22 protein-coding genes are annotated in these 17,167 nt (G+C 64.5%); 10 read left to right on the top strand and 12 right to left on the bottom strand.

Going from position 1 to position 17,167, the window contains the following annotated elements:
* Positions 1 to 4: 4 nt before the first annotated feature.
* Genes AC1DPF_RS10290 through AC1DPF_RS10280 form a run of 3 tightly spaced genes read right to left on the bottom strand, consistent with a single transcriptional unit; the run spans position 5 to position 1,990 of the window.
* Positions 5 to 979, bottom strand: coding sequence for an L-threonylcarbamoyladenylate synthase (locus AC1DPF_RS10290; protein WP_477961116.1), 975 nt, complete (start codon positions 977 to 979; stop codon positions 5 to 7).
* Between the two features lie 39 nt (positions 980 to 1,018).
* A complete protein-coding gene (locus AC1DPF_RS10285; protein WP_477961114.1) occupies positions 1,019 to 1,366 on the bottom strand; it encodes a GntR family transcriptional regulator in 348 nt (115 codons plus the stop codon).
* A gap of 42 nt (positions 1,367 to 1,408) precedes the next feature.
* On the bottom strand, positions 1,409 to 1,990 hold the full coding sequence (locus tag AC1DPF_RS10280; RefSeq protein WP_477961112.1) for a nitroreductase family protein: 582 nt from the start codon (positions 1,988 to 1,990) through the stop codon (positions 1,409 to 1,411).
* A gap of 128 nt (positions 1,991 to 2,118) precedes the next feature.
* On the opposite strand from AC1DPF_RS10280, the gene AC1DPF_RS10275 reads away from it, so the two are divergent.
* The 3 genes from AC1DPF_RS10275 to thiD all read left to right on the top strand — a co-directional run bounded on the left by AC1DPF_RS10275 (position 2,119) and on the right by thiD (position 6,210).
* A complete protein-coding gene (locus AC1DPF_RS10275) occupies positions 2,119 to 3,900 on the top strand; it encodes a peptide MFS transporter (RefSeq protein WP_477961110.1) in 1,782 nt (593 codons plus the stop codon).
* 158 nt (positions 3,901 to 4,058) lie between these two features.
* Positions 4,059 to 5,396, top strand: a complete 1,338-nt coding sequence (gene glmM / locus AC1DPF_RS10270; RefSeq protein WP_477961108.1) for a phosphoglucosamine mutase — start codon at positions 4,059 to 4,061, stop codon at positions 5,394 to 5,396.
* 4 nt (positions 5,397 to 5,400) lie between these two features.
* The gene (gene thiD, locus AC1DPF_RS10265; RefSeq protein WP_477961106.1) at positions 5,401 to 6,210 is read left to right on the top strand and encodes a bifunctional hydroxymethylpyrimidine kinase/phosphomethylpyrimidine kinase; all 810 of its coding nucleotides are present in this window, start codon (positions 5,401 to 5,403) and stop codon (positions 6,208 to 6,210) included.
* 29 nt (positions 6,211 to 6,239) lie between these two features.
* Here thiD and AC1DPF_RS10260 read toward each other — a convergent pair whose 3' ends face one another.
* Positions 6,240 to 6,674 carry an RrF2 family transcriptional regulator gene (locus AC1DPF_RS10260; protein ID WP_477867391.1) on the bottom strand — a complete coding sequence of 145 codons (435 nt, stop codon included), beginning with the start codon at positions 6,672 to 6,674 and terminating at the stop codon, positions 6,240 to 6,242.
* 94 nt (positions 6,675 to 6,768) lie between these two features.
* On the opposite strand from AC1DPF_RS10260, the gene AC1DPF_RS10255 reads away from it, so the two are divergent.
* Positions 6,769 to 7,212, top strand: coding sequence for a globin domain-containing protein (locus AC1DPF_RS10255; RefSeq protein ID WP_477961104.1), 444 nt, complete (start codon positions 6,769 to 6,771; stop codon positions 7,210 to 7,212).
* A 95-nt stretch (positions 7,213 to 7,307) separates the two neighbouring features.
* Here AC1DPF_RS10255 and rplI read toward each other — a convergent pair whose 3' ends face one another.
* The 3 genes from rplI to rpsF are packed head-to-tail and all read right to left on the bottom strand — an operon-like array spanning position 7,308 to position 8,593.
* Positions 7,308 to 7,904, bottom strand: coding sequence for a 50S ribosomal protein L9 (gene rplI / locus AC1DPF_RS10250; protein WP_477961102.1), 597 nt, complete (start codon positions 7,902 to 7,904; stop codon positions 7,308 to 7,310).
* An 18-nt stretch (positions 7,905 to 7,922) separates the two neighbouring features.
* Complete coding sequence (gene rpsR, locus AC1DPF_RS10245; protein ID WP_037527061.1) at positions 7,923 to 8,147, bottom strand: 30S ribosomal protein S18; 225 nt, start codon at positions 8,145 to 8,147, stop codon at positions 7,923 to 7,925.
* Positions 8,148 to 8,161: 14 nt separating this feature from the next.
* The gene (gene rpsF / locus AC1DPF_RS10240; RefSeq protein WP_477867385.1) at positions 8,162 to 8,593 is read right to left on the bottom strand and encodes a 30S ribosomal protein S6; all 432 of its coding nucleotides are present in this window, start codon (positions 8,591 to 8,593) and stop codon (positions 8,162 to 8,164) included.
* A gap of 231 nt (positions 8,594 to 8,824) precedes the next feature.
* Between rpsF and AC1DPF_RS10235 the strand changes: the two genes are divergently transcribed.
* From AC1DPF_RS10235 to mltG, 6 genes are all read left to right on the top strand, one after another.
* Complete coding sequence (locus tag AC1DPF_RS10235; protein WP_477867383.1) at positions 8,825 to 9,511, top strand: hypothetical protein; 687 nt, start codon at positions 8,825 to 8,827, stop codon at positions 9,509 to 9,511.
* 74 nt (positions 9,512 to 9,585) lie between these two features.
* Positions 9,586 to 10,521, top strand: coding sequence for an ACP S-malonyltransferase (gene fabD / locus AC1DPF_RS10230; RefSeq protein ID WP_477867381.1), 936 nt, complete (start codon positions 9,586 to 9,588; stop codon positions 10,519 to 10,521).
* Between the two features lie 54 nt (positions 10,522 to 10,575).
* Positions 10,576 to 11,313, top strand: a complete 738-nt coding sequence (gene fabG / locus AC1DPF_RS10225) for a 3-oxoacyl-[acyl-carrier-protein] reductase (RefSeq protein WP_477867379.1) — start codon at positions 10,576 to 10,578, stop codon at positions 11,311 to 11,313.
* 128 nt (positions 11,314 to 11,441) lie between these two features.
* Positions 11,442 to 11,678, top strand: a complete 237-nt coding sequence (locus AC1DPF_RS10220; RefSeq protein ID WP_477867377.1) for an acyl carrier protein — start codon at positions 11,442 to 11,444, stop codon at positions 11,676 to 11,678.
* Positions 11,679 to 11,812: 134 nt separating this feature from the next.
* Positions 11,813 to 13,078: a beta-ketoacyl-ACP synthase II gene (gene fabF / locus AC1DPF_RS10215; RefSeq protein WP_477867375.1), complete on the top strand. Its 1,266-nt coding sequence runs from the start codon at positions 11,813 to 11,815 to the stop codon at positions 13,076 to 13,078.
* Between the two features lie 20 nt (positions 13,079 to 13,098).
* Positions 13,099 to 14,070 (top strand): endolytic transglycosylase MltG, encoded by a 972-nt coding sequence (gene mltG / locus AC1DPF_RS10210; RefSeq protein WP_477867373.1) that lies wholly within the window; start codon positions 13,099 to 13,101, stop codon positions 14,068 to 14,070.
* 30 nt (positions 14,071 to 14,100) lie between these two features.
* Here the strand turns inward: mltG and AC1DPF_RS10205 are convergent, their stop codons facing one another.
* The 5 genes from AC1DPF_RS10205 to AC1DPF_RS10185 form a co-directional block, all read right to left on the bottom strand.
* Complete coding sequence (locus tag AC1DPF_RS10205) at positions 14,101 to 14,535, bottom strand: hypothetical protein (RefSeq protein ID WP_477867371.1); 435 nt, start codon at positions 14,533 to 14,535, stop codon at positions 14,101 to 14,103.
* A gap of 27 nt (positions 14,536 to 14,562) precedes the next feature.
* Entirely contained in the window at positions 14,563 to 14,979 is a 417-nt protein-coding gene (locus AC1DPF_RS10200; RefSeq protein WP_477867369.1) for a hypothetical protein, read from the bottom strand.
* A 66-nt stretch (positions 14,980 to 15,045) separates the two neighbouring features.
* Positions 15,046 to 15,987, bottom strand: a complete 942-nt coding sequence (argC, locus tag AC1DPF_RS10195; RefSeq protein WP_477961100.1) for an N-acetyl-gamma-glutamyl-phosphate reductase — start codon at positions 15,985 to 15,987, stop codon at positions 15,046 to 15,048.
* Entirely contained in the window at positions 15,984 to 16,919 is a 936-nt protein-coding gene (locus AC1DPF_RS10190; RefSeq protein WP_477867365.1) for an NlpC/P60 family protein, read from the bottom strand. The genes argC and AC1DPF_RS10190 overlap by 4 nt, the downstream gene beginning before the upstream one ends.
* Positions 16,876 to 17,166: a MarR family transcriptional regulator gene (locus AC1DPF_RS10185; RefSeq protein WP_477961098.1), complete on the bottom strand. Its 291-nt coding sequence runs from the start codon at positions 17,164 to 17,166 to the stop codon at positions 16,876 to 16,878. Before AC1DPF_RS10185 ends, AC1DPF_RS10190 begins: the two co-directional genes overlap by 44 nt.
* Position 17,167: the final 1 nt, after the last annotated feature.

Raw genomic sequence — 17,167 nt, 5'->3', positions numbered from 1 at the left:
CTCGTCATCCCGGACTTGTTTCAGATTCATCGCTGGGCGGGCGGGGCGCTGCGGCTCTCTCCAGCCGGTCGTTGATCGCGAGGCCGAGGCCGGCGCGGGGTATCGGTGCGACAGCGATTGCTGCAGCGTCCGATCGATCCGCCTCGTGAAGCATATCAAATAGTCGGGTCGCGGCCTCGGCGAGATCGCCGCGATCCGACAAGCTGCTTCGTCCGGCGACCGGGCCGAAACCGATATGGAACTCGTCCGCGCCCGCAATGTCGGCATCGAGCCGCACCCTCTTCGCTGGCGCATAATGGCTGAGCATCTGTCCCGGCGCCTCGATCTCGCCGTTGTCACCGGTGTCGACGGCCATCCCCGCGACCAGTTCCAGCATCTCCACGGTCACGCTGCCCGGGCGCAGCAATCGTAGTCCGCCGTCCGCGACCGCGACGATGGTCGACTCGATTCCAACTTCGGTGGCGCCGCCATCGAGCACAAGTTCGATCTTCCCATCGAGCGATCGTGCGGCATGTTCGGCGCGGGTCGCACTGATCGAACCGCTGGCGTTGGCGGACGGCGCCGCAAGAGGATGGCCGACGCTGGCGATCAGGGCGCGCATGACGGGGTGCGCGGGTGCACGGACGGCGATCGTCTCCAGGCCGGCAGTGACCAGGCGCGCGATCCTGGCACTGGCTCCGGTGGGCAGGACCATCGTCAGGGGCCCTGGCCAGAAGGCCTCCGCAAGGCGACGGGCGAGTGGCGAGAAAAGCGCCAGACCTTCGGCCATCGCAAGATCTGCCACATGGACGATCAGCGGATTGAAGCTGGGCCGTCCCTTGGCGGCATAAATCGCCGCCACGGCCTCGCCCGATGTTGCGTCTCCAGCCAGCCCATAGACCGTCTCGGTCGGCACGGCGACCGGTACGCCACGCCTGATCAGCGCGGCGGCCTCGGCGATGCCGGCTTCGTCTGCGGAGATGATACGGGTCGAGATCATCTCCGCGCCGCTATAGCGCGTAGCCGGGAAGGGCAAGGATCAGCTGTCGACGCGTTCGAGCAGGTCGGCCGGGTCTATCTTGAGGCGCCGCATGCTCCGCACGACGCGCGGCCACTCGTCGCGCAGGAAGGTCTCCCGCGCCTCGTGGCGCAGGCGCGCGGTCGCCCCCTCGGCCACGAACATGCCCACGCCGCGCTTTACCGCGACGAAGCCTTCGTCCTGAAATCCCTGATAGGCTTTTGCAGCGGTCAGCGGGTTGGCGCCATGCTGCGCAGCAAAAACGCGCACCGACGGCAGTGCGTCACCATCACCGAACGTGCCATCAAGGATCGACTCGGCGATGATATCGCGAAGGCGAAGATATACGGGGCGATCCTGGCTGCTCATGGCGTCACACTGTCCTAACACAGCAGGGCGCGTCAACGGCAATCAGCCTTTCCATGTCGAAACGACAGCTTCATACGTCGGCCGGGGCCGCTCCTCGAGCGGACGCGATGGCGAGCCGAGGAAGAGGAAACCGGCGATGCGGTCCTGCGGTGCGCCGCCCAGCGATTCTAGAACCTGCGCGTCATAGGCCGCCCATCCCGTCAGCCAGCAGCCGACGAAACCCGCGGCATGGGTAGCCATCAGCAGATTCATGCAGGCTGCCCCGGCCGAAAGTTCCTGTTCCCAGCGCGGGATCTTGCTGTTCGCAGCGGGGGTGGACAGCACGGCGACGAGCACCGGCGCCTGGTGCGCGAATTGATCCATCGCCTCCAGTTCGATCCGGCCGGCATCCGGCTTCTCGGCGCGATAGGCGTCCTGCAGCAGATCCGCGAAGGCGCGGCGGCGATCGCTTTCGATGATCACGAACCGCCAGGGGTTCAGCTTGCCATGGTCCGGCACGCGCATGGCGACCTCCAGGATCTGGCGCAATTGCGCGCTGTTGGGGCCGGGCGCCACCATGTCGCGCGGCTTGGCCGAACGGCGGGTGGCAAGCAGGGTAGCGGTCGAGCTGAGATCGTTGAACATGTCGGCCTCCCTACCGCATCAACATTCAGCTTCACAGGGCCGGAATCGTTGTTACTCTTTACATCCATGAAGGCAGCGGCGGCGCGGGCGCGCCCCAAGAGCCCAACGCACAGAACAGAAAGCACTTCATGGTCAATCCCGACGCCGATGCCACCACCGAGCCCGGAACCCCCCATCTGAGCCGATCCGACGGCGACGACTGGTTCGGCCACCCCAGGCAGCTTGCCAGGCTGTTCTCGACCGAGGCAATGGAGCGCTTCGGCTATTATGGGATGAGGGCACTTCTCACCCTCTATCTCACCCAGCATTTCCTGTTCAGCGACCAGACCACCAACGGGCTTTACGGCGGTTTCACGGCGCTGGTGTACCTGACCCCGCTGATCGGCGGCATTCTCGCGGATCGCTATCTCGGTTCGAAGCGATCGGTGAAGTTCGGCGCGATCCTGATGTCGATCGCCTATTTTACGCTGTGCTTCGGCGGCCCCACGGCCAAGCCCTATGCGCTTGTCGATGGCACCCGCTATGAGGTGGTCATCGACGAGGCCAAGCAGCAATATATCGTCGACAACGGTCAGAAGCTGGCGATCAAGGGCCAGGAGGACGGGTCGGTAACCCTGGCGGCGCCTGATGGCCAGGTGGTGCGCACGATCGCCAAGGGCGGCTTCAGGTCCGATGCAGACCGCAGCGCCGTCCATACCGGGCTGATGCTGGTTGCACTGGCGCTGCTCACGATCGGCAACGGCTTCTTCAAGCCGAACATCTCGACGATCGTCGGCGCGCTCTATCCGGTCGGCGATCGCAGGCGCGATGCCGGCTTCACCATCTTCTATATGGGGATCAACCTTGGATCGCTCTTCTCGCAGATCCTCTGTCCATTCCTTGCCGTCGCGCTAGGCTGGTGGGCAGGCTTCGGCCTCGCCGCGATGGGCATGATGATCAGCTGGGGCCTGATCCAGTTCGCTGGCGACAAGCTGGCGGGCTATGGCGATCCGCCGCCGGGACAGACCAAGGACCGCTCGCCGCTGATCTATATCGGCGCGATCGCAGCGATCCCGATCGGCTGGTTTCTCTTCACCAACCTGATGAGCAGCCAGAGCGCCGAAGCCGGCAGCGGCATCGTCGGCTATCTGCTGGCGCTGCCGATCATGGGCAAGGTGCTGTTCTTCACTTTCCTCGCGTCGGTCATCTTCATTCCGATATGGGCCTGGAAGGCAGGCAATCGCATCGAGTTCCAGATGATGGTCGCCGCCATCGTCCTGATCATCTTCAACGTCGTGTTCTGGACGCTGTTCGAGCAGGCTGGTTCATCGCTGACGCTGTTCGCCGATCGCAACACCGATCTCTCGATCTTCGGGCTGTTCACGATGTCGGCGGGGCAGACCCAGTTCTTCAACGCCTTCTTCATCGTCGTGCTGGCGCCGCTGACCTCGGTCATGTGGAATGCGCTGGGCCGCCGTGGACTGGAGCCGTCAATCCCGATCAAGTTCGCGATCGCGCTGGCCGGCGTCGGCCTCGGCTTCCTCGCGCTGGTGTGGGGAACGCGCTATGCCGGGGCGGACTTCAAGGTGTCGGTATGGTGGCTGGCCTTGCTCTACCTGATCCACTCGATGGCGGAGCTCTGCATCTCGCCGGTCGGCCTGTCGATGATCACAAAGCTGTCGATTGCGCGCGTAGTCGGGTTGATGATGGGATTGTGGTTCCTGTCGATCAGCTGCGCCCAATATGTCGCAGGCGTGGTCGCGCAGGTCGCGAGCGTCGAGACGGTCGGCGGTCAGGTCACCAACCTCAAGGTCAGCCTCGAAACCTATGCCGGCGTGTTCCAGACGATTGGCCTCATCTCGATCGGCATAGGCGTGGTGCTGTTCGTCCTGTCCCCGGTCATCAGGAGGTGGATGCATGGTGTCCAATAAGCGCAGGCTGGACATGACGCTGCTCAAGGCTTGCTAGCGGTGGGCGTGTCAGTCCCACCCCTTAATGGCGGAGTGGATATCGCCCGATGTGAAGGGCTTGAGGCGCGGCGTATTTGAGCGCATCTAACGGTGGAAATCCGGGCGGGGACCCTCCTAATATGGCGCGTAAATATTTCGGCACCGACGGTATCCGGGGCCGCACCAACGAAAGCCCGATGACGGCCGAGATCGCCATGAAGGTGGGACAGGCGGCGGGCGCACACTTCCTGCGCGGCGAGCATCGCCATCGCGTGGTCATCGGCAAGGATACCCGGCTGTCGGGCTATATGATGGAGTCGGCGCTGGTCGCGGGCTTCACCAGCGTCGGCATGGACGTGGTGATGATGGGGCCGATTCCGACCCCGGCGGTCGCGATGCTGACCCGCTCGATGCGCGCCGATCTCGGCGTGATGATCTCGGCCAGCCACAATATGTTCGCCGACAACGGCATCAAGCTGTTCGGGCCCGACGGCTACAAGCTGTCGGACGACGACGAAGCGGCGATCGAGGCGCGGCTGGACAAATCGACGAAGCTTGCGGCCTCCGCCGATATCGGCCGTGCGCGCCGCGTCGAGGACGCACGGGGGCGTTATGTCCACGCGGTCAAGTCGAGCTTTCCGGAGCATCTTCGCCTCGACGGCCTGCGCATCGTCATCGATTGCGCCAATGGTGCCGCCTATGAGGTCGCTCCATCGGCGTTGTGGGAGCTGGGCGCCGATGTAATCTCGATCGGGGTGACTCCCAACGGCATCAACATCAACGACAAGTGCGGCTCGACCGACACCAAAGCGCTGCAGGACAAGGTCCGTGAGACGCGCGCCGACATCGGCATTGCCCTGGATGGCGACGCCGACCGGCTGATCATCGTCGACGATCAGGCCAAGGTCGTGGATGGCGACCAGCTGATGGCGCTGATCGCCACGGGCGCCAACCATCGCGGCGAACTGAAGGGCGGCGGGCTGGTCGCCACGGTGATGTCCAACCTGGGCCTGGAACGCTACCTGGCATCTCAGAAGCTGAGCCTGCACCGTACGCAGGTCGGCGATCGCTATGTGGTCGAGACGATGCGTGCCGAGGGCTTCAACGTCGGCGGCGAGCAATCGGGTCACATCATCATGACCGATCACGCCACTACCGGCGATGGCCTGATCGCCGCGCTGCAGGTGCTGGCGCGGCTGGTTGAGAGCGGCAAGCCCGCCCATGAACTGCTTCACCTATTCGATCCGCTGCCCCAGCTTCTCAAGAATGTCCGTTTCACTGGCGGTGAGCCGCTGAAGGATGACAAGGTGATCGCCGCGATCAGTGATGCGGAGGAGAAGCTCGAAGGCACCGGCCGGCTCGTCATCCRCAAATCGGGCACGGAGCCGCTGATCCGGGTGATGGCCGAAGGCGAGGACCGCAAGCTCGTCGAAACCATGGTCGACCAGATTTGCGAGGCGGTCCGCAAGGCCGCTTGAGACTATGGCGATGGCGCGAATCCTGATCATCGCCGGCTCGGACTCGGGCGGCGGCGCGGGCATCCAGGCGGATATCAAGACGGTCACCCTGCTCGGCGGTCATGCGATGACGGCGATCACCGCCCTGACCGCGCAGAACACGCTGGGGRTCGCCGCGGTTCACGCCGTGCCTGTCGAGATGGTGATCGCACAGATCGACGCGGTGGTGAGCGACATCGGCGTGGATGCGATCAAGATCGGCATGATCGGCTCGGCAGAGATCGCCGAAGCCGTGGCCGACCGGCTCGATCGGCCGGATCTGGCCGCAGTTCCGCTGGTGTTCGATCCGGTGATGATCGCGACCAGCGGCAGCAGGCTGGCGGACGAGGCGGCGATCGCCGTTTTCTGCCGGCTGCTGGGCCGGGCGGCGGTGTCGACGCCCAATATCGATGAACTGGCTGCGCTGCGCGGCCTTGCCTTGCGCGGCGCGGCCGAGATCGCTGCGGCTGCCGCTCACCTGATGGCGCATGGGAGCGGGGCGATTCTCGCTACCGGAGCCAATCTGTCGGAGGGCATCCTGACCGACATGCTCTTCTCCGGTGGCGTTTCGCCCCGGTCCTGGGAGGCGCAGCGTATCGACACAATCCATGATCATGGAACGGGCTGCACGCTGGCCAGCGCCATCGCTACGGGGCTGGGGCAGGGCATGGCGCTACCTGAGGCGATCGACCGGGCGCGGGGGTTCGTCAGGGCAGCACTGCTCGACGCACCCGCGCTCGGGAAAGGGCATGGCCCGATGGGTTTCCGCTTTCTTCTCGCGGATGAGAGAGCGTAGAGGACGGGACATCATCGTCCCGCTAAGCGTCAGGCCGCTTCGGTAGGCTCCAGCCCGAGCAGGACCGATAGATCCAGCCGCCGCCGCGAGATGTCGGCCAGCGTATATCGATCGAATACCGCCAAAAAGGCCTCCAAAGCCTCGCCCAGCACGCCCGTGAGGCCGCAGGCGGGTGCGATCAGACAGGTATGGCAGTCCGCCAGAGCGTGATCGTGCTCCGTATGGCGGACAACCGCGCCGATCGAGATTTGCTCTGCCGGCAGCGCCAGGGTGATGCCACCACCGCGCCCGCGCGTTGTCCGGATGAAGCCGGCTCGGCCGAGGAGATGGACCACCTTCATCAAATGGTTCTCGGAGATCGCGTAGGTGCGCGCGATTTCGGCAATGGATGCGCGGCGTTCGGGCCGCACCGCCAGGTGGATCAGAACGCGCAGCGCATAATCGGTGTGGCGGGAGAGGCGCATGCCGCAGGATAGGCGATCGCTAAGATATATTCAATTTGCATCTTCTTCGGAGCCTATGTAGATGTATGTTAGATACATCTTAAAGGGGATTCGCATGAGCAAGCCGCTATCGAAGCAGACCATCGACATCGTCAAAGCTACCGCGCCCGCGCTTCAGGAGCATGGCGTGGCGATCACGACGCGCATGTACGAACGCCTGTTCACCGATCCGGCGGTCAAGGACCTGTTCGATCAGGCCGCGCAGGAGTCGGGCGAGCAGCCAAAGCGGCTTGCCGCCGCGATCCTTGCCTATGCGAAGAATGTCGACAATCTCGGTGCGCTCACATCGGCGGTGGAGCGGATGGGCGCGCGGCATGTCGATACCGGGGTCAAGCCGGAGCATTATCCGGCGGTTGCCGCCGCGCTGCTGCCAGCGATCAAGGATGTTCTCGGCGATGCGGTCGACCAGACGGTGCTCAGCGCCTGGGGCGAGGCCTATTGGTTTCTGGCCGACATCCTGATCGCACGTGAGCGCGAACTCTACGCCGCGGTTGCATAGCTTAAGGCCGATCAGCGCGACCGGCACCTGATGACAGCATAAGAAAAGGCCGCCCGGATCGCTCTGGACGGCCTTTTTCTTATCTGGTCGAAGACTCAGGCTTCTTCGGCGGGCTGCTCTTCGAGCAGATCCGCATTGATCTCGCCGGGTTCGGCGTTGGGATCATAAGCTTCGGTGAAGCCGGCCTCGTCGCGCTCGAACATCGATGCCATGACATCGACGCCCTGCGACTGCAGCTCGGCCTCTTCGGGCGAGCGTGCAACGTTGACGGTGATGCTGCGGCTGACCTCGGCGTGAAGGACGACCTTCACCTCGTGAACGCCGATCGCCTTGATCGGGCGGCTGAGCACGATCGCCGACTTGGCGACCTTGATGCCGTCTTCGGCGAGTGCATCGGCGATGTCGCGGGTCGAAACCGAGCCGTAGAGCTGGCCGGTGTTCGATGCCTGGCGGATCAGGACGACCGACTTGCCTTCGAGCGAGCCGGCTTCCTGTTCCGCAGTGACGCGGCGGTTGGCGTTGTCTGTTTCGATCTGGGCGCGGTTCGCCTCAAAGACCTTCTTATTGGCTTCGTTGGCGCGCAGTGCCTTCTTGCGGGGCAGCAGATAATTGCGTGCAAACCCGGCCTTGACGGAGACGACGTCCCCGATCTGGCCCAGCTTTTCAACGCGTTCGAGCAGGATCACGTCCATGGTGGCGGTCCTCCCTTCTTACTTGACGATGTAGGGAAGCAGCCCGATGTGACGGGCGCGCTTGATCGCCTTGGCGAGTTCGCGCTGCTTCTTGGCGGACACCGCAGTGATGCGGCTCGGAACGATCTTGCCACGCTCGGACACGAAGCCCTGCAGCAGACGGACATCCTTGAAATCGATCTTGGGAGCATCCTTCGCGGAGAAAGGGCAGCTCTTGCGGCGGCGGAAAAATGCGCGTGCCATGTGTCTATTCTCCCTTACGCCATTTCGCGATCATCGCGGCGGGGGCGGTCGCCCCGATCGCCACGATCACCACGGTCGCCGCGATCACCACGGCCGTCACGGCGGCCGTCGCGCTCGTTGCGCTCGCCACGGCGCATCATCGCCGACGGGCCGGCTTCCAGCTCGTCGAAACGGATGGTCATGTAGCGGATCACGTCTTCGTTGATCGCAGTCTGGCGCTCGAGCTCGGCGACCACACCCGCGGGGGCGTCGATCTGGAGCATCACATAATGCGCCTTGCGGTTCTTCGCGATGCGATAGGCGAGGCTGCGAAGACCCCAGGTCTCGGTCTTGACGACCTTGCCTTTGCCATCTTCGACGATTCGGGTGGCGGCTTCCGCCAGCGCGTCGACCTGAGCTTGAGCCAGATCCTGACGCGCGAGAAACACATGCTCGTAGAGAGCCATGTTCGCGTCTTCCTTACATTTGGCCGATCGCTGACGTCGTGCCAATCACGAACGCCCCTCCGGCTGTCTTCCAAAATGCGCAGGGGCAGAGAACGAGTCTCTACCCCGGCTGCGGCGGCCTATGGCGGAATATCGCCATGAAGGCAAGTGCGGGAGGTCGTGCGGAACCGGGAGGAGGGGGAATGGTTGAGGAAGGGGCAGCGTGTAGGATCCGACGATGAAGCTGCTTTGATGACACCACGCGGATTAGCCGCATTCGCCCTCATCGCGATACCCGCCCTGGCGGTACCGCTTCTCGCCGCGACACCGCGCCAGATCCTTACCGAAGCCGCCTTCCAGTCGCGCGACAAGGCGAGCGCCCTCGCGCTGATCGACGAGGCAGACAGGGGCGCCGCTGCATTGCTGGCGCGCGATGGGAGCAATCACGAAGCCGCTCTCGTGCGGGCGATGGCACTGGGCTACCGTGCCAAGCTGACGCGCAGCCGCCGCGATGCGGTGGCGGCGCGACGGTTGTTCGAACATTTTGCCGCTGTGTCCCCAAATGATGCGGACGCCGCAGCGGCGATCGGGACCTGGCATCTGGATTCGGTGATCGCTCTGGGCGGCTTCGTTGCGGGCATGGCGATCGGCGCGAAGAAAGCGACAGGTCTGGCGATGATGGATCGTGCGGTCGCGCTTGGCGGCAACCGGGCGCTGTTTCCAGGCCTGGCAGCGCTGCTGAGGCTGGCGATAGATCCTGCTGATCCGCGCGGCCGCGCCCTTGCCGAAACCGCGAGTGCCGCCAAAATCGTGTTACCGATCGACACCATCATGCAGCGCAACGCCGCAGCGTTGCTGGTGCCGCTCCGCGCGGGTGACCGTGGCGCCACGCAGGCGCTCGCAAAGCAGTTGCTGCCTTTCGGCCGGCTGAAGCGGTAAGGCGCCGCAGGCCTTTGGGCTTGCCTCGGCAGCGGCTCTTTCCTACTGCCGCTCGCCAGACGAAGGGAGCCTCGATGCGCGCATTCATCTTTCCCGGCCAGGGCAGCCAGGCCGTAGGCATGGGCAAGGTCCTCGCCGACGCCAGCACCGTGGCGCGCGAGGTCTTCCAGGAGGTCGACGATGCACTCGGCCAGAATTTGTTCAAGCTGATGGTCGAGGGCCCGCCCGACGAGTTGATGCTCACCGAGAATGCCCAGCCCGCCATCATGGCCAACGCCATCGCGACCTGGCGCGTGCTGCAGAAGGAAGGTGGCGTCAGCCTGGTCGACAAGGCTGCCTTCGTCGCCGGACACAGCCTGGGCGAATATAGCGCGCTGTGTGCAGCCGAGGCGATCGATCTGGCCACGACAGCGCGGCTGCTGAAGCTTCGCGGCCAATCGATGCAGGCGGCCGTGCCAGTTGGCGTGGGGGCGATGGCGGTGTTTCTGGGACTCGACTTCGAAGGCGCGAAGACGGTCGCCGAGGAAGCGGCTCAAGGCGAGGTCTGCGAGGCGGCCAATGATAACAGCAACCGTCAGGTCGTCGTCTCCGGGCACAAGGGCGCCGTCGAGCGAGCGATAGAGATTGCCAAGGCGCGCGGCGCCAAGCGCGCGCTGCTTCTGCCGGTATCGGCGCCATTCCACTGCTCGCTGATGCAGCCTGCCGCCGAAGCGATGGCGGAAGCGCTTGGGACGACCGCGGTGCAGAGCCCGCTGGTCCCGGTCTACGCCAACGTCACCGCAGCCCCGGCCGCGGCGCCGCAGGAAATCGTCAAACTGCTCGTCCAGCAGGTGACCGGTACGGTGCGGTGGCGCGAGAGCGTTGCGGCGATGGCCGATGCCGGCGTCGAGCAGTTCGTCGAGTTCGGCGGCAAGGTGGTCGGCCCGATGGTCAAGGACATCACCGACAAGGCGCTGGCGACGAGCGTCGTGACGATGGCCGATATCGAGGCATTCGCGGCGAGTCTGTAGTTTCACGTCACCCCGGCATCCACCGGGATGACGGAGTGGGTGGGGAGGAAGAATATGTTCGATCTTTCAGGCATGACCGCATTGGTCACCGGCGCCTCGGGCGGCATCGGCTCGGCCATCGCCAAGGCATTGGCGGCGCAGGGCGCCAGGGTCGCTCTGTCCGGCACCCGCGAGGAAGCGCTGCAGGCCGTGGCGGCGGAGATCGGCGGCGACGTCGTGGTGCTGCCGTGCAACCTGGGTGAGGCCGCTGCTGTCGATGCTTTGATCCCGCGCGCCGTAGAGGCGCTCGGCAAGATCGACATTCTCGTGAACAATGCCGGCGTCACGCGCGACAATCTGATCATGCGGATGAAGGACGAGGAGTGGGATCAGGTGATCTCGGTCAATCTCGAAGCCGCATTCCGGCTGATCCGCGCTGCGACCAAGCCGATGATGAAGGCGCGCTTCGGACGGGTCATCACGATCACCTCGATCGTCGGCACCACCGGCAACCCCGGGCAGGCCAATTATGCCGCCTCCAAGGCCGGCCTGGTGGGCATGTCCAAGGCGCTGGCGCAGGAACTTGCGAGCCGCAATATCACGGTGAACTGCGTCGCGCCCGGCTTCATCGCTTCGGCAATGACGGACGGGTTACCAGACGCACAGAAGGACGCGCTGCTCGGCAAGATCCCGGCCGGCAAGCTGGGCGAGGGTAGCGATATCGCCGCGGCGGTCGTCTATCTGGCGAGCCCGGAGGCGTCCTATGTCACCGGCCAGACCCTGCATGTGAACGGCGGGATGGCCATGATCTGAAACCGGCGGGTGTCGCCTTTCCGGTTAAATCCGGATCAAGCGCTGCACATCCGTCATCAAACCATGCTTGCAAGCAATGTCGGCCCTCGTTAGGGCAGGCGCAAGAGACCCTAAGGAAGGTTTAGAACATGAGCGAGACCGCTGAGCGCGTTAAGAAGATCGTTGTGGAGCATCTGGGCGTCGAGGCCGAGAAGGTCACCGAGGAAGCCAGCTTCATCGACGATCTTGGCGCAGACAGCCTCGATATCGTCGAGCTGGTCATGGCCTTCGAGGAAGAGTTCGGGGTCGAAATCCCTGACGATGCCGCCGAGAAGATCGGTACCGTCAAGGATGCGATCAGCTATATCGAAAGCCACAAGGGCTGATCGTTCCGCCCACCGGCCGTTGACCGACCGGGGCAGGTGACAGAGCCGAGCAGTTTCAGCGGCTCCCCGACCCCGGACTTTCCGATGGGACGGGGGGCCGCTTTGCCGTTCAAGACAAGATGCAGGAGAATGCCATGCGCCGCGTGGTCATAACCGGATTGGGACTGGTCACGCCACTTGGGGCGGACGTCGAGACCGCATGGGCCAACATCCTGGCCGGCAAGTCGGGTGCCGCCCGGATCACGCGCTTCGATCCGAGCGATCAGGCCTGTACGATCGCCTGCGAGGTGAAGGCTCCCGATCATCCTTATGGGTTCGATCCGGGCAAGCGCGTGGATCACAAGGTTCAGCGCCAGGTCGATCCTTTCATCATCTATGGCATCGATGCCGCCGGCCAGGCGCTCGAGGATGCCGGCCTCCTCGATATGACCGAGGAGGAAAGCTACCGCGCCGGCCTGTCGATCGGGTCGGGCATCGGCGGCCTGCCGGGCATCGAGAGCGAATCGATCGTTCTCCACGAAAAGGGGCCGCGCCGTGTCTCGCCGCATTTCGTCCATGGCCGCCTGATCAACCTCATCTCGGGCCAGGTCTCGATCAAATATGGTCTGCGTGGGCCGAACCATGCGGTCGTCACCGCCTGCTCGACCGGTGCGCACGCGATCGGCGACGCCGCGCGGATGATCTCCATGGACGATGCCGACATCATGGTAGCCGGCGGCGCGGAGGGCGCGATCTGCCCGCTCGGCATCGCCGGCTTCGCCCAGGCGCGCGCGCTGTCGACCGCCTATAATGAGACGCCCGAGAAGGCATCCCGCCCTTATGACAAGGGCCGCGACGGCTTCGTCATGGGCGAGGGGGCCGGCGTTGTCGTGCTCGAGGAATATGAGCATGCCAAGGCTCGCGGCGCGAAGATCTATGCCGAGGTGATCGGCTATGGCCTATCCGGCGACGCCTATCATGTCACCGCGCCACATCCCGAGGGATCCGGCGCCTATCGTTCGATGGCGATGGCGCTCAAGAAGTCGGGCCTGCAGCCATCGGACATCGACTATATCAACGCGCACGGCACCTCGACGCCGCTGGGCGATGAACTTGAGGCCGGCGCGGTTCGGCGGCTGTTTGGCGATGCGCTTCAGACGGTGTCGATGAGCTCGACCAAGTCGGCGATCGGCCATCTGCTGGGCGGCGCCGGCGCGGTTGAGTCGATCTTTTGCATCCTGGCGATACGGGATCAGATCGTGCCGCCGACGCTCAACCTCGAGAATCCGAGCGACGGGCTTGAGGATTTCGATCTCGTCCCGCTTGTCGCCAAGAAGCGCAAGGTCAAGGCGGTGCTCAACAACAGCTTCGGCTTTGGCGGCACCAATGCCAGCCTGATCATGCGCGCAGTCGAGGATTGAGTCGGCGCAGGAAGCCATCGATGCTGCGCCGCCTGATTGCGCTTATCCTGGTACTCGCGCTGGTCGCCGGCGGCGCCGCATTGTGGATATCGCGCGACTGGTGGGGCGACGGTCCGCTCGATAAGCCGGTGACGGTGCAGGTGGCGAGAGGCGACACACTCGCCTCCGCCGCGCGTGCGTTGGAACAGGCCGGAGCGATCCGGTCGACGACCAATTTCCTGCGCTTTGCCCGCCGTTTCGGTCCCGACTCTCCGATCAGAGCCGGCGAGTTCGAGATTCCCGCGCGGGCCAGTGGGCGAACGATCCTCGACATTCTCCAGCACGGCAAACCTGTCCAGCATCTGGTGACCATCCCGGAAGGGATGCCGTCGATCCTGGTCTATGAGCGGTTGATGGCCGAGCCCGAACTCACCGGCACGGTCGACGTCCCGGCGGAGGGATCGGTGCTGCCCGACAGCTACAGCTATGAGAAGGGTGAGCCGCGCGCTGCCGTGCTCGCGCGGATGCAGGTGGCGATGCGGACTGCGCTCGACGACGCCTGGACGGCACGCAAGCCGACCACCGTTGCGCGCGACAAGCGCCAGGCGCTGATTCTCGCCTCGATCGTCGAGAAGGAGACCGGGATCGCGTCGGAACGGCCGATGGTCGCCGCCGTCTATTCGAATCGCATCCGCGAGGGGATGAAGCTGCAGGCCGATCCGACAGTGATCTACCCGATCACCAAGGGTAAGCCGCTTGGCCGGCGGATCAAGCGCTCCGAACTGAACGCGGTGAACGGCTATAATACTTATGCGTCTACCGGCCTTCCCGCCGGGCCGATCGCCAATCCGAGCCTCGCGGCGATCGAGGCCGTGCTTGATCCGGCGAAGAGCAAGGCGCTTTATTTTGTGGCCAGCGGCAAGGGTGGCCATGTCTTCGCCAACACCCTGGCCGAGCATAACGCCAATGTGCAGCGCTTTTACGCCTTGCGCCGCGCGCGTGGAGAGATGTAGCCGGGGGGGTGCGTCGGCGCGAAGCGGTGCTCAGCCGATCCAGCGCTTCTTCTTCGCCGATGTCGCGAACCACAGTTCGAACCCCGCAACCAGGATGATGATAGCTGGGAGAACCGCCGAGTCTGCCCCGACGGCCTTGGGGAAGCTCGTCATCAGGAAGATGTACCCGAACTGGATGATCACGGAGACCAGCGAGATCAGGTATAACGGTCGCGCCCAGGCACTGCGCAGGAGCAGCGCGAGCGATCCGAAGGTGCCGCTCCAAACCGCCGCGCCGAAGACCCACCAGAGCCATTGCGGCATGTTTGCGACGGCGTCGGCCTCGACCTTGCCCATCGAGGCAGCCAGCTGGTCATAGGATGTGGTGAGTTCCGTATAGAAGGAATAGATGCCCATCGCGCCCCACAGGCACAGAAGCACGGCTAATATCCAGTACCATGCCGGTACCGCTGCACGATCGGTCATCCTCTGTCTCCCGATTGCTTATCTGCCTCAGCCGAGCCAGCCATGGGTCTTGGCCGCACATGCGAACCCGATCTCACCCATGGCGACCAGCGCTATGAAGGCCGGAAAAGCCGCCGATGATATCCCCAGCTTCGCTCCGCCCTTGAAGACTACGAGGAACCAGCCGAACTGGACGATCACGCCAACCAGCGAGGCGATGAACAGGGGGCCCGCGGCCAGCATCCGCAGCAACAGTGCCACGGCGCCGAGCATGCCGGCGCCAACGGCGACGGCATAGGCGACCTTTGCCGCAAGCGGCATGGCGAGCCAAGCCTCGCGCTGGGCTTCGGGCAGCTTGGCGATCTTGTCAGGACCCGCCGTCATCTGGCTGTAGCAGGCGGCGCAGCCGATCAGGTTCCAGATCAGGATGAGGGCCGAGACGATCCAATACCAGACAGGAACCATCGCGATCTCCCCCTGTCGCAAAACGGACAGAGAATGCTCCGCTTTGGAGGGAATGACAATGCCGGTCTAGAGACGCAGTCCCTCCGTCTCGTTCAGGCCCAGTGCGATGTTGAGGTTCTGGACCGCGGCCCCGGCGGCGCCCTTGCCGAGATTGTCGAGGGCCGCCACCAGGCGCGCCTGGCCGGCTTTCTCATCTGCATAGACGAACAGGTCGAGACGATCGGTGCCGGCCGCATGCTCGATCATCAGCGCGGGCGGATTGTCGCGCGCCACGCGGAGGAGCGCGCTGCCGGCATAAGCTTCGCTCAGCACGTCGCGAAGGGCATCGCCGCTCGGGCGGCGGGGCAGCAGGTGCAGGTGCAGGGGGATTTCTACCAGCATGCCGCGATAGGTCCGCGCCACCGAGGGGAAGAAGATCGGCGGGTGATCGAGACCAGCACGCTTCTGCATTTCGGGTACATGCTTGTGGCCAAGCCCGAGGGCATAGGCCCGGAAAGCAGTTTCGGTCGCTTCCGGCGAGTTCGCGTCCTCGAACATCGCGATCATTGACTTGCCGCCGCCCGAATAGCCCGAGACGGCGTTCGTCGACAGGGGCGTATCCGCAGGGAGCAGCCCGGCCCGCACCAGCGGTCGCACCAGCGCCAGAAAACCGGTGGGGTAGCAGCCCGGATTAGAGATCCGCGTCGCCTTTGCCAGGACCTCGCGTTGATCCGGCTCCAGCTCGGCGAAGCCATAGGACCATGAACCCGCAGTCCGATGCGCCGTCGACGCGTCGATGACCCGGGTGCCGGGATTTTCGATCAGGGCGACCGCTTCGCGCGCGGCATCGTCCGGCAAGCACAGGATCACCGCGTCGGCCRCATTGAGCGCCTCGGCACGGGCAGAGGCGTCCTTGCGCCGATCCTCGGCGATCGCCAGCAATTCGATATCGTCGCGACAGGCAAGCCGGTCACGGATCTCTAGTCCGGTGGTGCCCGCGGCACCGTCGATGAAGACCCTCGACGTCATGATATGATTCTCCGCCGGCTCAGTATCGGCCGGTCATGATTGGGGGCGAGACGGGCCACGACATCGGCGAGCGGCTCGATCACCACGCTCATCCAATAGGCATTGGCATGGATCAACCGGAAGTCGTCTACCATCAGCCCGATATGGCCTGGGAAATTGACGATGTCGCCTCGTCGGAGTCGGTCCGTTTCGGCCAATGCCTCGCCCAACGCCTCGCGCTGCATGTCCGTATCACGCGGTGCGGCTATGCCGGTCGCCCCCAACGCCACCTGGACCAGCCCCGAACAGTCTATGCCATCGGCACCGCGGCCACCCCATAGATAAGGCATGCCGAGGAAGACCTCCGCCACGGTGACGGCATCATCAGCCCGCTCGCCGAGCGGCGCGACATGCCGGTCGTGAACGAAGCCGGTCGCGAGCGCGACGAAGCCCCCCTCCGCCTCGCCGGCGAGCCGAGCGCCGAACGGCAGCGTTCCGATGACCGGAGACTTTATGGACGGCCCGGAGAACAGCAGCGCTTCGCGCACCGAGACGCGAAAGCCGGGCTCGAAGGGTAGCGCCAATGAATCGGCTGCGACATAGCCGACATAATGGTCGTGCTTGGAATAGCCCCAGGCCCAGCCTGCGACCACGTCCAGCACGGCGAATTCCTCGCCCGGCAGAATCTGCGAAGCCGCCTCGGCATCGTCACCCGGCGCGGTGCGGATCATGGCGCTGCCACTCGCCACGCGCGGCATAGGCGCGGCGTAATGGGGTGCGAACAGGGTGCCGGCCAGCGCTACGTCGGCGATATCGCGGCGAAACGCGTTGATCCGGCCGTCCAGGCGTCGCGTCGGTCCATCGAGATGAAAGGCGCCGGCCGAGGCGAGCCGGCCGCCGGTGGTCGGTTCAGTTGCGCATCTTCTCGAGATCGATGGACTTTCCGAACGCATCGAGGAAGGCGGCCCCTTTATCGGTCTTGGCGACGAAGATGTTGCGGCGATCATTATCGTCGCGCTCACGGCGCAGATAGCCGAGCGAGCCCAAGGTATTCAAGGCGCGCGTGATGACCGGCTTTGAAACGCCGAGTTGCTGTGCCAAGCCGCGAACGGTGTGAGGACCCGGGGTGATGTAGCTGATCAGCAGCAGGGCCATCTGCCGATTGGTAAGATCAGGCTGCCCCGACCGGACATAGGACACC

Source organism: Rhizorhabdus sp. P4_G6 (assembly GCF_056401045.1).
This window is presented reverse-complemented; position numbering and strand designations above follow the sequence as displayed.